General features: G+C 71.2%; 16 protein-coding genes. 5 read left to right on the top strand and 11 right to left on the bottom strand.

The window, feature by feature from the left end; genetic code table 11:
* Positions 1–8: 8 nt before the first annotated feature.
* Entirely contained in the window at positions 9–245 is a 237-nt protein-coding gene (locus ABT340_RS40360; protein ID WP_184718882.1) for a mycoredoxin, read from the top strand.
* Here ABT340_RS40360 and nudC read toward each other — a convergent pair whose 3' ends face one another.
* The gene (nudC, locus tag ABT340_RS40365; RefSeq protein ID WP_502992610.1) at positions 246–1,304 is read right to left on the bottom strand and encodes an NAD(+) diphosphatase; all 1,059 of its coding nucleotides are present in this window, start codon (positions 1,302–1,304) and stop codon (positions 246–248) included.
* Positions 1,305–1,396: 92 nt separating this feature from the next.
* Here nudC and ABT340_RS40370 point away from each other — a divergent pair, with 92 nt between their 5' ends.
* The 3 genes from ABT340_RS40370 to ABT340_RS40380 are packed head-to-tail and all read left to right on the top strand — an operon-like array spanning position 1,397 to position 5,729.
* Entirely contained in the window at positions 1,397–2,554 is a 1,158-nt protein-coding gene (locus tag ABT340_RS40370) for an ATP-grasp domain-containing protein (RefSeq protein ID WP_352016228.1), read from the top strand.
* Positions 2,539–4,158 (top strand): IucA/IucC family protein, encoded by a 1,620-nt coding sequence (locus ABT340_RS40375; protein ID WP_352016229.1) that lies wholly within the window; start codon positions 2,539–2,541, stop codon positions 4,156–4,158. Before ABT340_RS40370 ends, ABT340_RS40375 begins: the two co-directional genes overlap by 16 nt.
* Positions 4,155–5,729 carry an IucA/IucC family protein gene (locus ABT340_RS40380; RefSeq protein ID WP_352016230.1) on the top strand — a complete coding sequence of 525 codons (1,575 nt, stop codon included), beginning with the start codon at positions 4,155–4,157 and terminating at the stop codon, positions 5,727–5,729. The genes ABT340_RS40375 and ABT340_RS40380 overlap by 4 nt, the downstream gene beginning before the upstream one ends.
* Before the next feature lie 235 nt (positions 5,730–5,964).
* On the opposite strand, the gene ABT340_RS40385 is transcribed toward ABT340_RS40380, so the two are convergent.
* The 9 genes from ABT340_RS40385 to ABT340_RS40425 all read right to left on the bottom strand — a co-directional run bounded on the left by ABT340_RS40385 (position 5,965) and on the right by ABT340_RS40425 (position 14,490).
* On the bottom strand, positions 5,965–6,162 hold the full coding sequence (locus ABT340_RS40385; protein ID WP_352016231.1) for a hypothetical protein: 198 nt from the start codon (positions 6,160–6,162) through the stop codon (positions 5,965–5,967).
* Positions 6,163–7,267: 1,105 nt separating this feature from the next.
* Positions 7,268–7,912, bottom strand: coding sequence for a response regulator transcription factor (locus tag ABT340_RS40390; RefSeq protein WP_352016232.1), 645 nt, complete (start codon positions 7,910–7,912; stop codon positions 7,268–7,270).
* Positions 7,903–9,057 (bottom strand): sensor histidine kinase, encoded by a 1,155-nt coding sequence (locus ABT340_RS40395; protein WP_352016233.1) that lies wholly within the window; start codon positions 9,055–9,057, stop codon positions 7,903–7,905. Before ABT340_RS40395 ends, ABT340_RS40390 begins: the two co-directional genes overlap by 10 nt.
* Positions 9,058–9,068: 11 nt before the next feature.
* Positions 9,069–9,869, bottom strand: a complete 801-nt coding sequence (locus ABT340_RS40400; protein WP_352016234.1) for an ABC transporter permease — start codon at positions 9,867–9,869, stop codon at positions 9,069–9,071.
* The gene (locus tag ABT340_RS40405) at positions 9,866–10,780 is read right to left on the bottom strand and encodes an ATP-binding cassette domain-containing protein (protein ID WP_352016235.1); all 915 of its coding nucleotides are present in this window, start codon (positions 10,778–10,780) and stop codon (positions 9,866–9,868) included. Before ABT340_RS40405 ends, ABT340_RS40400 begins: the two co-directional genes overlap by 4 nt.
* A 130-nt stretch (positions 10,781–10,910) precedes the next feature.
* On the bottom strand, positions 10,911–12,749 hold the full coding sequence (locus ABT340_RS40410) for an RICIN domain-containing protein (RefSeq protein WP_352016236.1): 1,839 nt from the start codon (positions 12,747–12,749) through the stop codon (positions 10,911–10,913).
* A gap of 359 nt (positions 12,750–13,108) precedes the next feature.
* Entirely contained in the window at positions 13,109–13,555 is a 447-nt protein-coding gene (locus ABT340_RS40415) for a hypothetical protein (RefSeq protein ID WP_352016237.1), read from the bottom strand.
* Positions 13,556–13,577: 22 nt separating this feature from the next.
* Positions 13,578–13,805: a hypothetical protein gene (locus ABT340_RS40420; RefSeq protein ID WP_352016238.1), complete on the bottom strand. Its 228-nt coding sequence runs from the start codon at positions 13,803–13,805 to the stop codon at positions 13,578–13,580.
* Positions 13,806–13,887: 82 nt separating this feature from the next.
* Positions 13,888–14,490 carry a DsbA family protein gene (locus ABT340_RS40425; protein WP_352016274.1) on the bottom strand — a complete coding sequence of 201 codons (603 nt, stop codon included), beginning with the start codon at positions 14,488–14,490 and terminating at the stop codon, positions 13,888–13,890.
* 127 nt (positions 14,491–14,617) lie between these two features.
* On the opposite strand from ABT340_RS40425, the gene pdxR reads away from it, so the two are divergent.
* Positions 14,618–16,102: a MocR-like pyridoxine biosynthesis transcription factor PdxR gene (gene pdxR, locus ABT340_RS40430; RefSeq protein WP_352016239.1), complete on the top strand. Its 1,485-nt coding sequence runs from the start codon at positions 14,618–14,620 to the stop codon at positions 16,100–16,102.
* A gap of 22 nt (positions 16,103–16,124) precedes the next feature.
* Here the strand turns inward: pdxR and soxR are convergent, their stop codons facing one another.
* The gene (gene soxR / locus ABT340_RS40435; protein ID WP_352016275.1) at positions 16,125–16,574 is read right to left on the bottom strand and encodes a redox-sensitive transcriptional activator SoxR; all 450 of its coding nucleotides are present in this window, start codon (positions 16,572–16,574) and stop codon (positions 16,125–16,127) included.
* Between the last annotated feature and the right edge of the window lie 211 nt (positions 16,575–16,785).

Raw genomic sequence — 16,785 nt, forward strand, 5'->3', positions numbered from 1 at the left:
CTCACGAAATGGCGCTGACGGTTTACACCGCCACCTGGTGCGGCCCATGCAAGCGGCTGAAGTCCCAGCTCACCCGCGAGGGGATCTCCTACCGGGAGATCGACATCGAGCAGAACCCCGACGCCGCGCAGTTCGTCGAGAGTGTCAACAACGGCAACCAGACCGTGCCGACCGTGCTCTTCGAGGACGGCACGTCCCTCACCAATCCCTCGGTGATCGAGGTCAAGGCCCGGTTGAACGCCTGATCACCAGTTTCCGGCAAGAGGCTCGCCGTACCAGGTCTCGATCAGCCTCCTGGCGATCGAGACCTCGGGCGGCGGTAGCACCTCGCCGCTGTCCAGCGCGGCCCGCAGTTCGGCGCGGCTGAACCAGCGGGCCTCGGAGATCTCTTCCTGGTCGACCGTGAACTCCGTCGTGACCGCCCGCGCGATGAAGCCGAGCATCAGGCTGCGTGGGAAGGGCCACGGCTGGCTGCCCAGGTAGCGGGGCTCGACGACGCGCACGCCGACCTCCTCGGCGACCTCCCTGGCCACCGCGTGCTCCAGTGACTCCCCCGGCTCGACGAAGCCCGCGAGCACCGAGAAACGGCCCTGGGGCCACTGCGGTCCCCTGGCCAGCAGACACCGGTCCGCCTCGTCGTGCACGAGCATGATCACCGCGGGGTCGACCCGGGGGAAGTGCTGGCTGCCGTCCTCGGGACAGACCCGCACGTGCCCGCCGGAGCGCGTCTCGGTACGGCTCCCGCAGCGCGGGCAGAAGGCGTGGGTGGCGTGCCAGGCCTCAAGCGCGACCGCGTAGACCAGCAGCCCGGCGTCCAGGTCCCCCAGCAGCGAGCCGACCTGTCGCAGCCCGGCGACGACGTCCGCCCCCTCCTCGATGGCCGAGAGCGCGACGGCGGAGACGATCCGCCCGGGAAGCGCGGCGGGCCCGTCGGCCGGGAGCGATCCCGAGACGGCGAAGTAGGCGATCCCCTCGGCGTCCAGGCCGAGCAGGTAGCGCTCCCCCTGCGGCGCCTCGTCCGTGGGCAGCAGGACGAGATCGACCCCGTCTCCGTGCCGCCTGACCAGCGCCCGCCCGTCGTCGACCACGACGACCCGGGTCGCGCCGTCGGCCCACGCGCGTTCGAGCCACTCGGCGTCACCGCGTAGCGCGGCGGAGCGGTCGATCGCGCTGCGCGCGAGAAGCAGCGGCCCCAGCAGTCCTTCTTGGGTGGTGATGTCCACGTTCTTCCCCGTCTCCCAGATCGACTGGCATCCTACGACGCTCGCCGTGGACGGCTTTCCGGGGAGCGGCAAGCCGGGCATATGCGGTGAATATCCAGTCAGCCGAGCGACATGATCTCTGTACGGCTAGGATGCGGCGAGTTAGGTTAGGCTTACCTGATTCCGGGGGTCCCATGCGGCTGTACCTCACCGCGCTCAAGCCGACCGACTCGGTCACCGACGGATTCCTGCCCGCGGCACGCGCGCTGGGCTGCGACGTCACCGTTCTGACCGACAGACCGGAGCACCATCGGGACTCGGGGGCCGAGGTGCTCGGCTGCGACGTCCGTGACGCCCGCGCGGTGATCGACACCGTCTCCGGCCACCACACGCCCGGCGCGATCTTCTCCAACTCCGACCACCTGCAGGCCGAGACGGCCCTGGCCGCGGCCTACTTCGGCCTGCCCGGCAAGGACTGGCGGGCCTGCGTCACCGCGAAGAACAAGGCCCTCACCCGCGCGCGCCTGGCGGAGGCGGGCGTCGAGACCGTCCGCTCGGTACGGCTCGCCCCCGGCGACCCCGTACCCCGGGACGTGCCGTTTCCCGCGGTCGTCAAACCGCGCGAGGGCGTCGCCAGTGAGGACGTCGTCCTGGTGCGGGACGACCGTGAGCTCGAAGAGGCCCTGCACGCGATCGGCGCCAGACGGCCCGGTGAGGCGCTGGTCGTCGAGGAGTACCTCGAAGGCCCACTGCACACGCTGGAGACGCTCGGCGACGGGAGCGGGACACGGGTGCTCGGCGGCTTCAGGACGACGCTCGGGCCGTTGCCGTACTTCGTCGAGGAACGACTCGACTGGGAGCCTCCGCCCGCGGCAGGCCATGTGCTGCGGGCGCTGGACGCGCTCGGCGTGGGCTTCGGGGCCTGTCACACCGAGTACGTGATGACGCAGGCGGGGCCCAGGATCATCGAGGTCAACTACCGCGTGATCGGCGACCACTGCGACCTCCTGCTCGGCAACCTGCTCGGCGTTCCGCTGTTCGAGAGGATCCTCGGCGTCCACCTGGGCCTGCCGGCCGGGGACCTGGGCGGTGCCCGGGAGCACGGGACCGCGCTGAGCGTGGTCGCGGAGCGGGCCGGGACCGTCGTCTCCGCTCCGGGAGCGGTCGCCCCCGCCCCCGGCGCCCGGGTCAGGCTCTGGCACCGGCCGCTGCGCGCCGTCGGCGACCGGATCGAACCGACCAACACCAACCGTGACTATCTGGGGGTCGTCCGCGCGATCGGTCCCGACCGAGTGAGCGTCGACGCCGCCCTGACGGCCTTCGCGGCGGACAGACCGTGGGTGATCGCGTGACCGCGCGGGAACGGTACCTCGCCGCGCGTGTCCTGGACGCGCTGCTGCGCGAGGACTACGGCGGCCTGGCCGGGCGGATCACCGGGAACAGGGGCGGCGTCACCCTGGCCCTGGCCGGTGGGCGCGGGGTGCGCCTGGTGCCGGGGTCGCTCTTCCAGGACTTCGTGGTCGCCCCCGAGGAGACGCTCGGCCTGCGCGAGGTCCTGCTGACCCTCGGGGAGGTCGCCCCGCCGGAGGACGGCCCGGGGATCGAGGCGTTCGCCCAGGAGTGCGAGCAGGCGCTGCGCGCCCTGGAGCTGCACGCCGCCCACCGGGAGCGGGTGCTCGGCCTGCTGGCCGCCGCCGGGCCCGGGGAGCGGCTGGACGCCGTACGGTACGAGACGCTGGCCGCCTTCGTCGACCATCCGGTCTATCCGACGGCGCGGTGCAGGAACGGGCTGTCCGACGACGAGCTGACGGCCTACGCGCCGGAGTTCGCGCCCTCCTTCGAACTGCGCTGGGCGGCCGTGCCCCGGGAACGGGCGCGCGGCGCGGCCATGCCGTACGCGCCGGGCTTCGCGGAGGTGGGGCTGCCCTCGTCCCTGGCGCGCACACATGTGCTCTTCCCCGTGCACCCGCTCACCGTTCCCGTGGTCGAGGAGATCCCGTGGGCGGTCGTGGGGGCGCGGCCGTACCTGGAGGTCAGGCCGACGCTGTCGACGCGCACGGTCGCGCTCGACGCGGGCACACACGTGAAGCTGCCGCTGCCGACCAGCACGCTGGGACTGCGCAACCGGCGCTCCATCAAGCCGGGCACGCTCGCCGACGGCGCCAGGGCGGAGCTGCTGCTGCGGCGGCTGCCGCACCCGGGGGTGCTGCTGGCCGACGAGCAGACCTACGGTCACGCGGACCACGAGTATCTCGGCTGGCTCCTGCGCCGCCTGCCGCCCGGCGAGATCGTCCCGGTGGCCGCGCTGCCCGCGCCGACCCCCCGGGGCGCGCCCGTCGTGGAGGAGCTGGCCGGACGGTGGTACGGCGGGGACGTCACGGCGCTGCTCGGCGCCTACCTCAGGCTGCTGTTCGGCTTCCAGGTGCGGCTCTTCGTCCGGTACGGCACCGCCCTGGAGGCCCACCAGCAGAACCTGGCCCTGGTGCTGGGGAACGGTCCGGCCAGGCTGCTGGTCAAGGACAACGACGGGTTGCTGACCTCACCGGACCGGCTGCTGGCCGAGGGCGTCGCGGTGCCGGACTTCACCGACGAGCGGATGCTGACCGACGACCCGCACGCGCTCGCCGACGTGTTCGTGACGATCACGCTGCACCTGGCCGCGGCGGCGGTCGCCTTCTGCGCGCTGCCGCCGGCGCGGGCCCGCCTGCTGGTCCGCGACACGCTCGGGGAGGCGCTCGCCGAGTACGGCGACGACCCGATGGCCCGGCTGCTGCGGGCCAGGACCCTTGAGGCGGCCAGGCTCGTCGGCAAGTCGATGGTCGTCGCCGGGACCCTGGTCGACAAAGCGCGTACCGGGGCCCGTGACGTGAACAAGTTCTACGGCACCAGCGGGCCCAACTACCTGCGCCACCCTCCTGCGGCCATCCAGAACATGACGATGCGAAGGATTCCATGACCGGCCTCGCGCTCGACCCCTGCTCCGCGGCCGTCTCCCCCGCGGCCGTCGCCGAGGAGGCGACGCTCGCCGCGCTGCTGCGCTGCTGCGTCAGGGAGGTCGCCGGGCCTCGCGGACAGGTCTGGCACGCCGAGCCGTACGTGCTGCTGCGGGTCGGCGGCACCGTGCTGCGGGCCAGGACGCACGGCGGGCTCGCGCTGCGCTTGGCGGGCCACCCTGACTGGCTCGACGGGGGCGCCTGGCGCCCGCTCGACGTCGACCGGCTCGTCGGGCTCGTGGAGAGCGAGCTGGGCGGGACGAACGAGGAGTTCGCCGCCCAGGTCGGCGCGAGCAGGCGGGCCATGGCGGCGCTGCTCGCGGCCAGGCGGAGCGGGCGGGAACCGGCCGACCCGTGGCTGGCCTCCGAGCAGCGGCTGGTCTTCGGGCACCCGTTCCATCCGAGTCCCAAGGCCCACGACGGGTCGGGCTGGCTGCGCTACGCGCCCGAGGCGCACGCGAGCTTCCCGCTCCGGCTGCTCGGGGTCCGCGACGACGTGCTGGCCGAGGCGGGTGAGACCGGGCGGCTCGACGAGCTCGGCCCGGCACCCGAGGGGTACACGATCCTGCCCGCGCACCCGTGGCAGCTCGACCTGCTCGCCGACGACCTCGCCGTGCCGCTGGCCGACGGCCGCCTGGTCGACCTGGGGTACGGCTCCCGCCCCGCGGTTCCCACCTCCTCGGTCCGTACGGTCTACGACCCCGGGATCGACCGGTGCCTGAAGTTCAGCCTGGATGTGCGGATCACCAACTGCGTCAGGAAGAACGCGTGGTACGAACTGGCCGGAGCGGTCGAGCTGACCCGGCGCCTCGGGCCGGTCTTCGACGACCTGGCCGCCTCCTTCCCCGGGACGCGCTGGCTGAGCGAGCCCGGCTACCGCTCGGCGAACCTGGGCACCCGGCTGTTCGAAGGGCTCGGTGTGATCATCCGTACCAGCCCGTGGTCGGTGTGCAGGCCGGGGGTGACCCCGCTGCTGAGTGGCGCGCTGGCCGTGCCCGGATCCGGGCCCGCCGACCCGGCCGGTTGGTGGCGGGCCTATGTCGAGTGCGTCGCGCCCCCGGTACTTGAGGCCTACCTGGAGCACGGCGTGGTGCTCGAACCGCACCTGCAGAACGTGCTGGTCGGCGTGGACGCGTCGGGGACGCCGGTCGAGGCGGTCTTCCGCGACCTGGAGGGGACCAAGCTCGTGGCGGGCAGGCACGACCTGTCCGGGCTGCCCTCGCGGGTCGCTGAGGCGCTCACCTACGATCCCGGGCCGGGGTGGGACCGGGTGGTCTACTGCCTGATGGTCAACCATCTGTCCGAGATCGCCGCCTCTCTGGCGGGCGACGGCCCGGTGCGGGAGCTGTGGGCGGTCGCCGGGGAGGTGCTGGCCGGATACGCGGGCTCCAGGGGGTGGCCGCGTCCGCTGGCGGACCTGCTGGCCGGGGCGCCGCTGCCGGCCAAGGCCAACCTCTCGGTGCGGTGGGCGCGCTCGGCCGACCGCCGGGCCGGGTACGTCCCGGTCGCCAACCCATTGGCGATGCTCTCCTAGAGCCCTCCTAGAGCTCTCCTGGGCCCTCCTGGCTTCCGTCCGGCCCACATGCCCGGCGCCGGTTTCCTCCGGTAGCCGGGCTTTTCTCTGGGTGATTTATCACGCCATCCACACATATCTCTCCTGCTGGGCGACAACTGCGACCATCCAAGAAATATGGATAAAATCCACCTTCCATATGACACAAGAAGCCGAAATAAGCGACAGAACACACCAGTCAATTCTTTGATCTTCGTTAATAAACCAAAAGCATCACTGTAACGATCACCGGGTACTTCACCCCTGCCGCCATCAGGCGGATCATGTATCCGAAATCATCAACGACATGGAATGCGATGACTTCTAGTGGTACCGGACGGGCTTCCACCGTCGACTCCAGCAGGTACGTACGGGGATTGATCACCACGGCGGCGACAATCGGTACTTTCCTCACGCTTGCCTCCCAGTCGCTGGCGAACGCCGCGACCCCTGGCTCGGAAAGCGCCCCGCAGGGCAAGCCCGCGGGCCTCGCCATGCGCGGTGAGACTTTCCATATCGGCAGCCTCTCCTCCAGATGGTGTGGGTGCTGGAGAAGGCATTGCAGGTGCCACAACGGCCGTAACGGCCACAATGGCCGTAATGGCCGGGATGGCCACAATGGCCGGGATGGACGCGACGGTAAGACAGGACCCCGAGGCCCTCAGGGACCGCAGGGTGTCCCCGGAACCCCGGGTGGGCCTCCCGGACCTCCCGGGCCTGCCGGACCTCCTGGGCCCCCCGGGCCTCCTGGACCTCCCGGGCCCGCTGGAGCCGCCGGTCCTGCAGGCCCCGCAGGACCCGCAGGCCCTGCCGGTCGCGAGGCCGGACCGCGGGGTCCCGCAGGCCCCGCCGGAGCCACCGGTCCCGCAGGCCCTGCCGGCCCCGCAGGTCCCGCAGGTCCCGCAGGTCCCGCAGGCCTCACTGGCCCTGAAGGACCCGCAGGTCCCACAGGGCCTGAAGGACCCGCAGGACCCACAGGCCTCACTGGCCCTGAAGGACCCGAAGGACCCGAAGGACCTGCAGGACCCACAGGACCTGAAGGACCTGCAGGACCCACAGGCCTCACTGGTCCTGAAGGACCCGAGGGACCCAGAGGGCCCGCAGGACCCAGAGGACCCGAGGGGCCCGAGGGACCTCCTGGGTGTCATGTACCTGAGAAGCCTCGGTGTCATGGGCCCCACAAGCCCCATGAGCCCCGCAAGCCCTGCGAGCCCCACAATCCCTGCGAGCCTCACAATCCCGGCTGGACCGCAGGGCCCAGCGGAGTCGGCTGGACCGCGGGACCCAACGGGGCAGGCTGGACCGCGGGCCCCAGCGGAGTCGCCTGGACCGCAGGGCCCAGCAGGGTCGGCTGAACCGCTGCCCGCTCCCACCGCCTGTCCGTCCGGGCAACCGCACCCCGCTCAGTGACGAGGTGGTGCCCTGACGGGTCCGGCCCCCTTCAGGGGGTGAGGAGATGAACCGGATGCCGTGCCCGACCCATCGGGCGCGGCATCCGCGTTTCCCCGGCCGGGCCGTACTCAGTCGTCGAGGTAGCGCAGGATCGCCAGCACCCTGCGGTTGTAGCCGGGGTCGCGCGGCAGGCCGAGTTTGTCCGTGATCGCGTTGATGTGCTTCTCCACGGTGCTCAGTGACACGTGCAGGCGTCCGGCGATCGCCGCGTTGACGAAGCCCTGCGCCAGGAGGCCGAGCACCTCGCGCTCGCGCCCGCTCAGGCCGTCCAGCGGGTCGGTGCGGGTGGTTCGGGCGAGCAGCTGACGCACCACCTCCGGGTCGAAGACCGTCCCGCCCGCGTGCACCCGCTCCAGCGACTCCAGGAAGTCGGCGACCTCGGAGACACGGTCCTTGAGCAGGTATCCGACCCGCCCGCCCGCCCCGGAGAGAAGGGTCGCGGCGTAGGTCTTCTCCACGTACTGCGACAGCAGCAGGACACCGACCTCGGGCCTGCGCCCACGGATCTCCAGGGCCGCGCGCACCCCCTCGTCGGTGTGGGTCGGCGGCATCCGCACGTCGATCACGGCCACGTCGGGGCGGTGCCGTTCGACGGCGTCGAGCAGCGCCCGCGCGTCGCCGACGGCCGCGACCACCTCGTGCCCGGCCTCGTCGAGCAGCCGGACCAGGCCCTCGCGGAGCAGTACCGAGTCGTCGGCCAGGATCAGCCGCACGGCACGTCCCTCGGCAGCGTCGCGACGACCCTGGTCGGCCCGCCGGGCGGGCTGTGGACGTCGAAGGTGCCGTCGAGCGCCAGGACCCGCCTGGCCAGGCCGGACAGTCCGCCGCCCGAGGGGTCGGCGCCACCCGCTCCGTCGTCTGAGATCGTCACGCTCACCGTCCGTTCGTCCTCGGCCACGACGACCAGGATTTCACGCGCGTCCGCGTGCTTGACGGCGTTGGTGATCGCCTCCCTGGCGACGAAGTACAGGGCCGTCTCGATCGCGGAGGCGGGGCGCCCGGCCAGCCCGTAGTGCACGGTGACCGGCACCTGCGACCGTTCCGCGACGCCGGCGAGCGCGGCGCGCAGGCCGAGTTCGTCCAGGGCGGTCGGGTAGATCCGCCAGGCCACGCTGCGCAGTTCGTCGAGCAGGCGGCGCGACTCGGCGTAGGCCTCCTCGACCAGCGCCGCGGTCCTGGCCTGGTCGGGGTTGCCCCGGGCCCGGCCGAGCAGCATGGCCAGCGCGACGCCCCGCTGTTGCACGCCGTCGTGCAGGTCGCGCTCGATCCTGCGCCGTTCGTCGTCCACGGCCCTGACGACGCCCGAGCGGGTCGCGGTCAGTTCGGCGATGCGCCTGCGCATCAACTCCCGCGTGCCGGGACCGAGGAAGTGGTCGGCCAGGCTCCGTTCCACGGCCCCCGCGGCGAGAAGCCAGAGCACGGTCAGGGCCAGCACGACCGTCCCTCCGGCGAGGCCGAGCACCCCGTCGCTGGTCACCAGCCGCACCCCCGGCAGGTGCACCGGTACGGCCCGCGCCCTGTCCCCGGCCAGGTTCCACAGGCCGCCGAAGAGGAACAGCCCGCCGAGGAACAGCCCGGCGGCGCAGCCGTACCCGGCGAGGAGGCCGAAGAGGGCGCGGACGGCGAGATAGCGACGGCCGTCCCGCCGGAGGTGCCCGGTCGTCTCGTGGTCGAACCAGGCGGCCAGCCTCGCCCGTTCGAGGGCGGTCAGCCGGTTCAGGATCCGCTCGACGCCGGGCCGTACGGCGGGCACCGGGTGAACGAGCGCCGCCGCGCAGAGGAAGAGCAGTTCGACGAGGCCCAGCACGGCGCCCGCGAGCACCCCGACCAGGGCGCGGGTGATCCGGTTACCTGACACGGGCGCGCAGTCTATGCGTCCCTGCGGCGCAGTACGGCATAGCCGGCGACCGTCGCGGCCGCCGTCCAGACCAGCAGCCACACCAGCCCCTGCGTGGCCGGGTAGGGCACCGGGCCGCCCATCGGGGTGTCCGAACTGCCCATGAAGGCCAGGCCCGCGAACAGCGGCATGCGCAGCGAGGCCTCGAAGCCGATCGAGGTGCCCGTCATCACCAGCAGCAGCGGCGCGCCCATCAGCAGCATGAACGCCGTGGTCAGGGTGCCCGCCGCGCTGCGCGTCGCGACTCCCACGCCCAGCGTCGTCACCGAGACCAGGGCGAGGAAGACGCCCACGCCCAGCAGGTCGGGGACGACCTCGGCGGGCGGCGCCGTCACCCGGCCGCCGAACACCTCCGCGGACAACACCAGGTGGACCACCGCCGTCGCCACACCTGCGGCGACCACCCCGGCGACGAACGTCACCGGCGCCAGTACCAGCGCCTTGGCGGCGAGCACCCGGCCCCGGATCGGCGTCGCCTGCAACGTGGTCCTGATGCCTCCCGAGGCGTACTCGGGGGTGATCGTCAGCATCGCCAGCGCGACCAGACCGAACTGGGCGAACGCCGTCGCCGAGGTCACCGGGTCGCTGGCGGACAGAGTGCCGGCCAGGTCCCGGCGCACCATCTCCGTCGCCGTCCCGCCGCCGATCGCCAGCGAGCCGAGCACCATGAGCGCCGTGGTGCAGGCCAGGCACCACCAGGTCGAGCGAACCGAGCGCAGCTTCACCCACTCGCCGCCGATCGCCTGAGCCAGCTCTCTCACCCACGTGTTCACGCCCGCCCCTTCCGTACGCCGTACTCGACGCTGTCGGCCGTCAGTTCCTGGTAGGCCTGCTCCAGGGAGGCCTCGCGGTGGCGTAGTTCGTGCAACCTGATGCCCGCCTCGTGCGCCAGGTCGCCGACGCGCTCCGCCGTGGCTCCGGTGACGACCAGCTCGTTCTCCCCCGGCCGTTCCCAGTGCAGGCCCGCGGCGCCGAGCCGTACGGCCAGGTCGTCCGTGTGCGGGGTGCGGACGACCACCGCGCCCAGCGAGCCGCGCGCGATGATCTCGGCCAGCGGCGCGTCCGCGATGAGCCGTCCCCTGCCGATCACCACGAGGTGGTCGGCGGTGAGCTGCATCTCGCTCATCAGGTGACTGGAGACGAAGACCGTCCTGCCCTCGTCGGCCAGGGAGCGCATCAGGTCGCGCACCCAGCGCACACCGTCGGGATCGAGGCCGTTGACGGGTTCGTCGAACATGAGCACCTCGGGGTCGCCGAGCAGGGCGCCCGCGATGCCGAGCCTCTGGCTCATGCCCAGCGAGAGCGCGCCCGCCCGCCTGCGCGCCGCCTGCCCGAGCCCGACCGTCTCCAGGACCTCCGTGACCCGGCGGCGCGGGATGCCGTTGCTGCGGGCCAGTGCCGTCAGGTGCGCCCGGCCGCTGCGCCCGGGGTGCAGGGCGCGCGCGTCCAGCAGCGCGCCGACCGTCCGCAGCGGGTTCCTGATCCGGTGGTACGGCAGGCCGCCGATGAGCGCCGTGCCCGAGGTCGGGTGGTCGAGTCCGAGGATCAGGCGCATCGTCGTGGATTTTCCCGCCCCGTTCGGGCCGAGGAACCCGGTGACCGCGCCCTGCCTGACCTCAAGGGACAGGTCGTCGATCACCGTCCGGTCGCCGTACCGTTTGCGCAGGCCGTTGAGTCTGATCATGCCCGCAACGCTAGGCGGGCCCCGGGGCGGTGACCATGGAGGCGATCCTCCGACCTCGATGGCGGAAACCCGTAACCGCGTGACCGTGCGGACCGTCCGGGGAGGGGCGGACGGCCCGCACGGATCCCGGTCAGACCTGGTTGAGGTACCAGATCTCGTTGCCCGCGATGACTCCGGCGCCGGAGTCGTTGTTACCGGTGATCGTCTGCTGGTCGAGGGTCGTCCCGCTGCCGGACGGCGCGTCGAGCACCTTGGCGCTGTAGCGGTTGACCAGGTAGAACGTGCCGTCGGCGACCCTCTGCAGGGTCCACTGCTGGCTGGTCCCGCTGCCGCAGGTCGCCTGCCTGATCTGGGTGCCGTTGGTCGTGCTCGCCGTGACGAGGTCGAGGCACTTGGCGCTGTTGACGTTCACCAGCTTCCAGTAGGAGCCGCTGGCCTGGAGGGTCCAGCGCTGGCTGGTCGCCCCGGAGGGCGCGTTGTGCGTGACCAGCGCGCCGGAGGCGGTCGAACCGCCGGCGGGCTCGACGTTGTCGTGGCTGGCGAACCCGTTCAGGTAGTAGGAGGTGCCGTTGACCGGGGAGGCGTCGGTGACCTGGTTGAACACCCACTGCTGGTTGGCCGCGCCGGTGTAGGTCTGCTGCGTGACGGCCGCCGGGTAGGCGCCGCCCGCGGTCAGCGCCAGCCCGGAGAGCCAGTCGAAGATCGCGTAGGTGTTCGTGCCGGTCTGCAGGTAGGCGAAGCGCATGCCGTCCTGGCCGTTGCAGTAGTACTGCAGCAGCGTCGTGCCGGGCGTGGTGCCGCTGTAGGCGCTGTCGGCGCACAGGCGACTGCCGACGTTGATGAACTGCAGTCCGGTGTTGTAGCTCATCAGCCACTTCTGGCTGGGGGTGTCCACCCGGGTGCGCTGGCTCAGCTCGGTCAGCGCCGTGGTCGCGCCGCCGATGGGTTCGAGCGCGCCCCCTGTCGAGGCGTTCGTTATGACGTAGGTGTTGCCCACCTTGGGATGGGGGTCGCTGTCGGCCGTCGAACCCGCGATGAGGTAGGCGCTGTCGGCCACGTTCCAGTGCGTGGCCAGGTAGCTCCCGGCGGTCGGGACCGCGTTGTAGTAGTCGTCCCGGTTGCAGTCGGGCAGCCGGTAGTCGTTCCACTGCAGGCAGCTCCAGGTGGGCGTGCCGCCGTAGCACATGATGTCCCACTGGTCGAGGCAGTGCCAGGAGCCGTCCGAGTGGGCCGCGCTGAGCTGCACGGCGCCGAAGCTGTGCCCCAGTTCGTGGGCGATGGCGTTCGCCCCGAAGCAGTTGGGACTGGCGTCGACCCGGGAGAAGGCGAGGCCGTTGTTGAGGTTGGTCGACCCGGTGGTCAGGTCGTCGTTCTTGATGTCGGAGACACCGCAGATCACCGTGGCCTCGGTGAGCATGAGGTAGTGCCGGTCGTTGCTGTTGTAGCCGAGGGCCTGCAGGGCGGTCTTTCCGGCGTCGAAGGTGGCCAGCGAACCGGCGGGCACCACCACGTTGCGCACGACGGGGACGCAGCCGCCGCTGACCGCCGTGGTGACGTACCGGATGTGCCTGCTGCGGTTGGAGGTCGCGGCGGCGTCGTTGAACTGGTCGTCGGCGTTGGCCAGCCAGGCCCGGAACATGGGCAGGAGCTGCGCGTAGCGGTCCGGCATCGTCGCCTCGCGCACGTACAGGGTCTCGACGCGCTTGCCGCTGGTGCCGTCACCGTCGCAGGCGACCAGCTGGGGGCTGACCCGTGCGGTCTCCTCCTGCTTCTCGGCGTTCTTCCCGGTGTCCTTGACGGCCTTGGGGCCGACGCGCTCACCGAGCCTGGCGCCGGGGAAGACGTCGGAGGTGACACTGGACTGGCCGCCGTCCGGCGGGGCGGCCGACGCCGCGGGGGGTGAGGCGACCAGGCCGACCACGGCGAGTATCGACGCGGCGGCCAAGGAGAGGTTTCGCCTGAGCTGCATTCCGATGAACTCCGATCGGTACGGATACACCCACACAGGGCGATTCATCGGCAATGATCACATTTCAAATATTAAAAGCGACCCCCTTGTAAGATTTATCACACCATATTGACGCGAGGCCTTCCAGGTGTTCTCACATTCAAGGTGAACACGTGCGGTAATACCGGTGAACACCACAACCCCATTACGTCCCCGTACATTCAGAGAATGCGTCGCGACGGAGCGTGCGCACCCCTCCGCCCCACGTGACGTCGGGCTTCGACCGGCACCCCACACCCTTCTCATCGGGAAAGACCCAAGGACAGGAAAGCCGAACATTTCCCTCCCTGGAGGGAAACCCGGGGAATCGGCCGGGAGAATCAGGGGAGGATTTCCAGCCGGACGCCGGGAATGTCGTCGTAGAGGTGAGGGGCCGGGGTTATGACGCGCCAGCCGCCTCTGGACTCGGCCAGCAGTACGGCATGGGCCGCGGCGAGAACGGCCACGAGGTCGGTTCCCGCGACGGGGCCCGGGGTGTGCCGTTCCAGGTTGGCCGCGATCCTCGGGCCGAGCCCGGCGGCGTGCGCGACGTCGGCGGCCGTCAGGCCCCCCACCGTCACCACCGGCACCCCGAGCAGGGCCTCGGCCTGCTCGGGCCGCAGGGCCGTCACACACTGCGCGGCGGCCGCGGGCAGCAGGAGTGTGGTGTTGCGCAGCACGGACTGACGGACGATCTCACGCCCGTAGTTGCTCCTGACGTCGAGCAGATGGCAGACCGCGTCGAGATCGAGGACGTGGCCGGTCAGACCGTCGTCCTCCGGGGTCACCCGGCCTCCCGCACGTCCGGGGTCACGCGACCTCCCGTGCGGAGCCGAACAGGCGGTTGGCGCGCTCCCGGTCGGCGTCGGTGATGTCGTCCTGCCAGCCGGGACCCCACAGCCGTTCCAGGGCCGCCATGCCCTCCCTGATGCGACGCTGCTCCCGCAGTGCCTCGGCGATGTAGCCGGAGGCGTTGCCCGAGCGCTGCGCCTCGTCGGCGAGGTCGTCGGGCAGGGAGATCGTGATCCGCTTGGTCATACCGAGGAGGGTAATCGCGTCATACTCCCCCCGTCCACGAAAGGGCGATCATCCGCGTGGCCGGTCACGCGGAGGCAACGGGTCAGTCGACCCGGGGAGATTCCGTACGGCTCCGCTTGAGCTCGAAGAAGCCCGGGGTCGCCGAGACCAGCAGCACACCGTCCCAGAGCCCGCCCGCCGCCTCGCCACGCGGCACCGGGCTGACCACCGGCCCGAAGAAGGCGTTGACCCGCCCGTCGGGGCCGGGGACGTGGATGGCCGGGGTGCCCAGGTCCTCACCGATCGGGTCGAGACCGGCCCGGTGGCTCAGCAGGAGGGCCTCGTCGTGGTCGGTGCTCTCCGCCGCCTCGGCGAGTCCCGGGTCGAGGCCGAGTTCGGCCAGCGCGTCGCCGTACAGGCCGGGACCGATCGGGACCTTCCCATGGTGGATCCGGTCGCCGAAGGCGGTGTAGAGGTCGCGCAGGACGGGCGTGCCGTACTTCTGCTCGGCGGCGACGAGCACCCGGACCGGGCCGAGCGTGTCGGTGAGCCAGCGCCGGTACCACTCCTCCAGGCCCTGCCTGCCCTCGTTGAGCAGCCACAGGCTCATCACGTGGAAGCGGACCTCCACGTCACGGACGCGTTCGACCTCCAGCAGCCAGCGTGAGGTGTTCCACGCCCAGGGGCACTTCGGGTCGAACCACATGTCGGCGACGGTCAAGACGTAACTCCTCGGCTGTTTCCCCGTTGGTCGAGTCCATCCAACGGCCTCGATTGGCTCCCCAGAAGGGCCAATTCCCCGGAAACCGAAAGAGCCAATGTAGGGTCTCCGCGTGGACCCGCACGTCAGCCTGGGCGGCCCCGGCGACCTGGCCTCCCGCATCTACCGGCAGCTCCGCGAGGCGATCCTGGACGGCAGGCTCCGTCCCGGGGAGCGGCTGCCGCCCTCGCGGGAGCTGGCCCGCCGCCTCGGCGTCTCGCGCAACACGGCCTGCACGGCCTACGAACGGCTGACGGCCGAGGGCTTCCTCCTCCCCCGCGTCGGCGCGGGCACCTTCGTCGCCGAACCCACCACACCCGCCGGAGCCGTACGGCGTGGCGCCCCGCAGGGCCGTGGGGTGCGTCCCCGCCCCTTCTGGGACGATCTCCCCGACACCGCGGAAAGCCCCGAACCCCCTCGCTACGACTTCCGGGTCGGCAGACCCGACGGTGACCTCTTCCCCCTCGCCACCTGGCGCCGCCTTCTCGCCGCCGAACTGCGCGCCTCGACGGTCAGAACCTCCGGGTACGGCGAGCCAGCGGGCCACCCCGCCCTCCGGGAGGCCGTGGCCCGCCACGTCGGCCTGTCCCGTTCGGTGCGCGCCGACGCCGGGGACGTCGTCGTCACCCAGGGCGCGCAGCAGGCCCTCGACCTCGTCGGCCGAATCCTCATCGAGCCGGGTGACCGGGTGGCCGTTGAGGAGCCGGGCTATCCCCCGGCACGACTGCTGTTCGCCTCCCTCGGCGCCCGGGTCAGCGGGGTGCCCGTGGACGACGAAGGACTCGACGTGGACGCGCTCCCGTCCGGCACCCGGCTGGTCTACGTCACCCCGTCGCACCAGTTCCCGCTGGGCACGCCGATGTCCCCGGCGCGGAGGGCCGCACTGCTCGACTGGGCCGCGCGCCACGACGCCGTGATCGTCGAGGACGACTACGACAGCGAGTTCCGCTTCGGTCAGCGTCCTCTCGACCCGCTGCAGAGCCTCGACCGGGACGGCCGGGTCGTCTATGTGGGCACGTTCTCCAAGACGCTGCTGCCGATGCTGCGGCTCGGCTTCCTGGTCGCCCCGGCCTCGTTGCGCCCGGCGCTGCGCGCGGCCAGGCGGCTGACCGACTGGCAGGGCGACCACGCCGCACAGGCCGCGCTCGCCCGATTCATCGACTCGGGCGAACTGTCCCGGCACGTCCGCAAGGCGACCCGCGTCTACGCGGACCGCCGCGAACGCGTCCTCACGGCGCTGCGCGGGGACCTCAGCGACTGGTTCGAGCCTGTGCCGTCGGCCGCGGGTCTGCACCTGTGCGCCAGGCTCAGGCCCGACGTGCCCGTCGATCTCGGCCGGATGTCGGCGGAGGCGCGCGCGTCGGGCGTCGCCGTCGAGAGTCTGGAGGCGTACTGCGCCGAGGACCGGTCACGCTCCGGGCTGGTGCTCGGCTACGGTTCCATCCGCGCCGAGCGCGTCACCGAGGGGCTGCGGCTCCTCACCCACCACCTGGCCACGCAAGTCCGAGAAACGCACCGTGAGCTTGACAAGGCTCTAAATTACGATTTTCCGGCGTAGCCCCCCGGCATGTGATCCTCGATCACGGCTCATAGAGTTTGCGCGCCCCCGAGGCGTTTTCCCCGAGACAGTCATCCGGATTGACCAGCTTGCACAGCCCCAGGGACAGGCAACCGCATCCGATACATCCGGCGAGCCGGTCGCGGAGCCACTCAAGACGCTGGATTCGGCCGTTCAGGTCTTTTTGGTAGCATTCCGAAAGCTTGGCCCAGTCTTCCCGTGTCGGCGTACGCCCCTCGGGAAGGAGGGACAGGTAGAAGCCGATCTCCGCAAGAGAGGTCCCCAGCTGCTGGGACGCACGGATAAAGGCCACCCTGCGAAGGGTGTCACGTGAGTAACGTCGCTGATTGCCCGCCGTACGGCGACTGACTATGAGCTGCTTGCGTTCGTAGAAGCGCAGGGTCGAGGTGGCCACACCACTACGCCTGGACAATTCCCCGACCGTCAGCTCCACGGCTCGACGATATCCCATATAAATGGGGACAACCATTATTCCGTTCATTGCGTGAGCGGCTCTTACGTTCCTCCACCCGACTCCGTAAGAGTCCTGGCGACGGAGTGGGTCACCACCGGATGCGGTGAGATCTCCAGGAATCCCCGCTGACCAGAACGACACCCGGACTTGCCCTCCCGGGGAGGACGCAGGCGACGCCGCGTTTTGGACCTGCCCACCGTGGTCATGC

Source organism: Streptosporangium sp. NPDC000239, from assembly GCF_040300765.1.
GTDB lineage: Bacteria > Actinomycetota > Actinomycetes > Streptosporangiales > Streptosporangiaceae > Streptosporangium.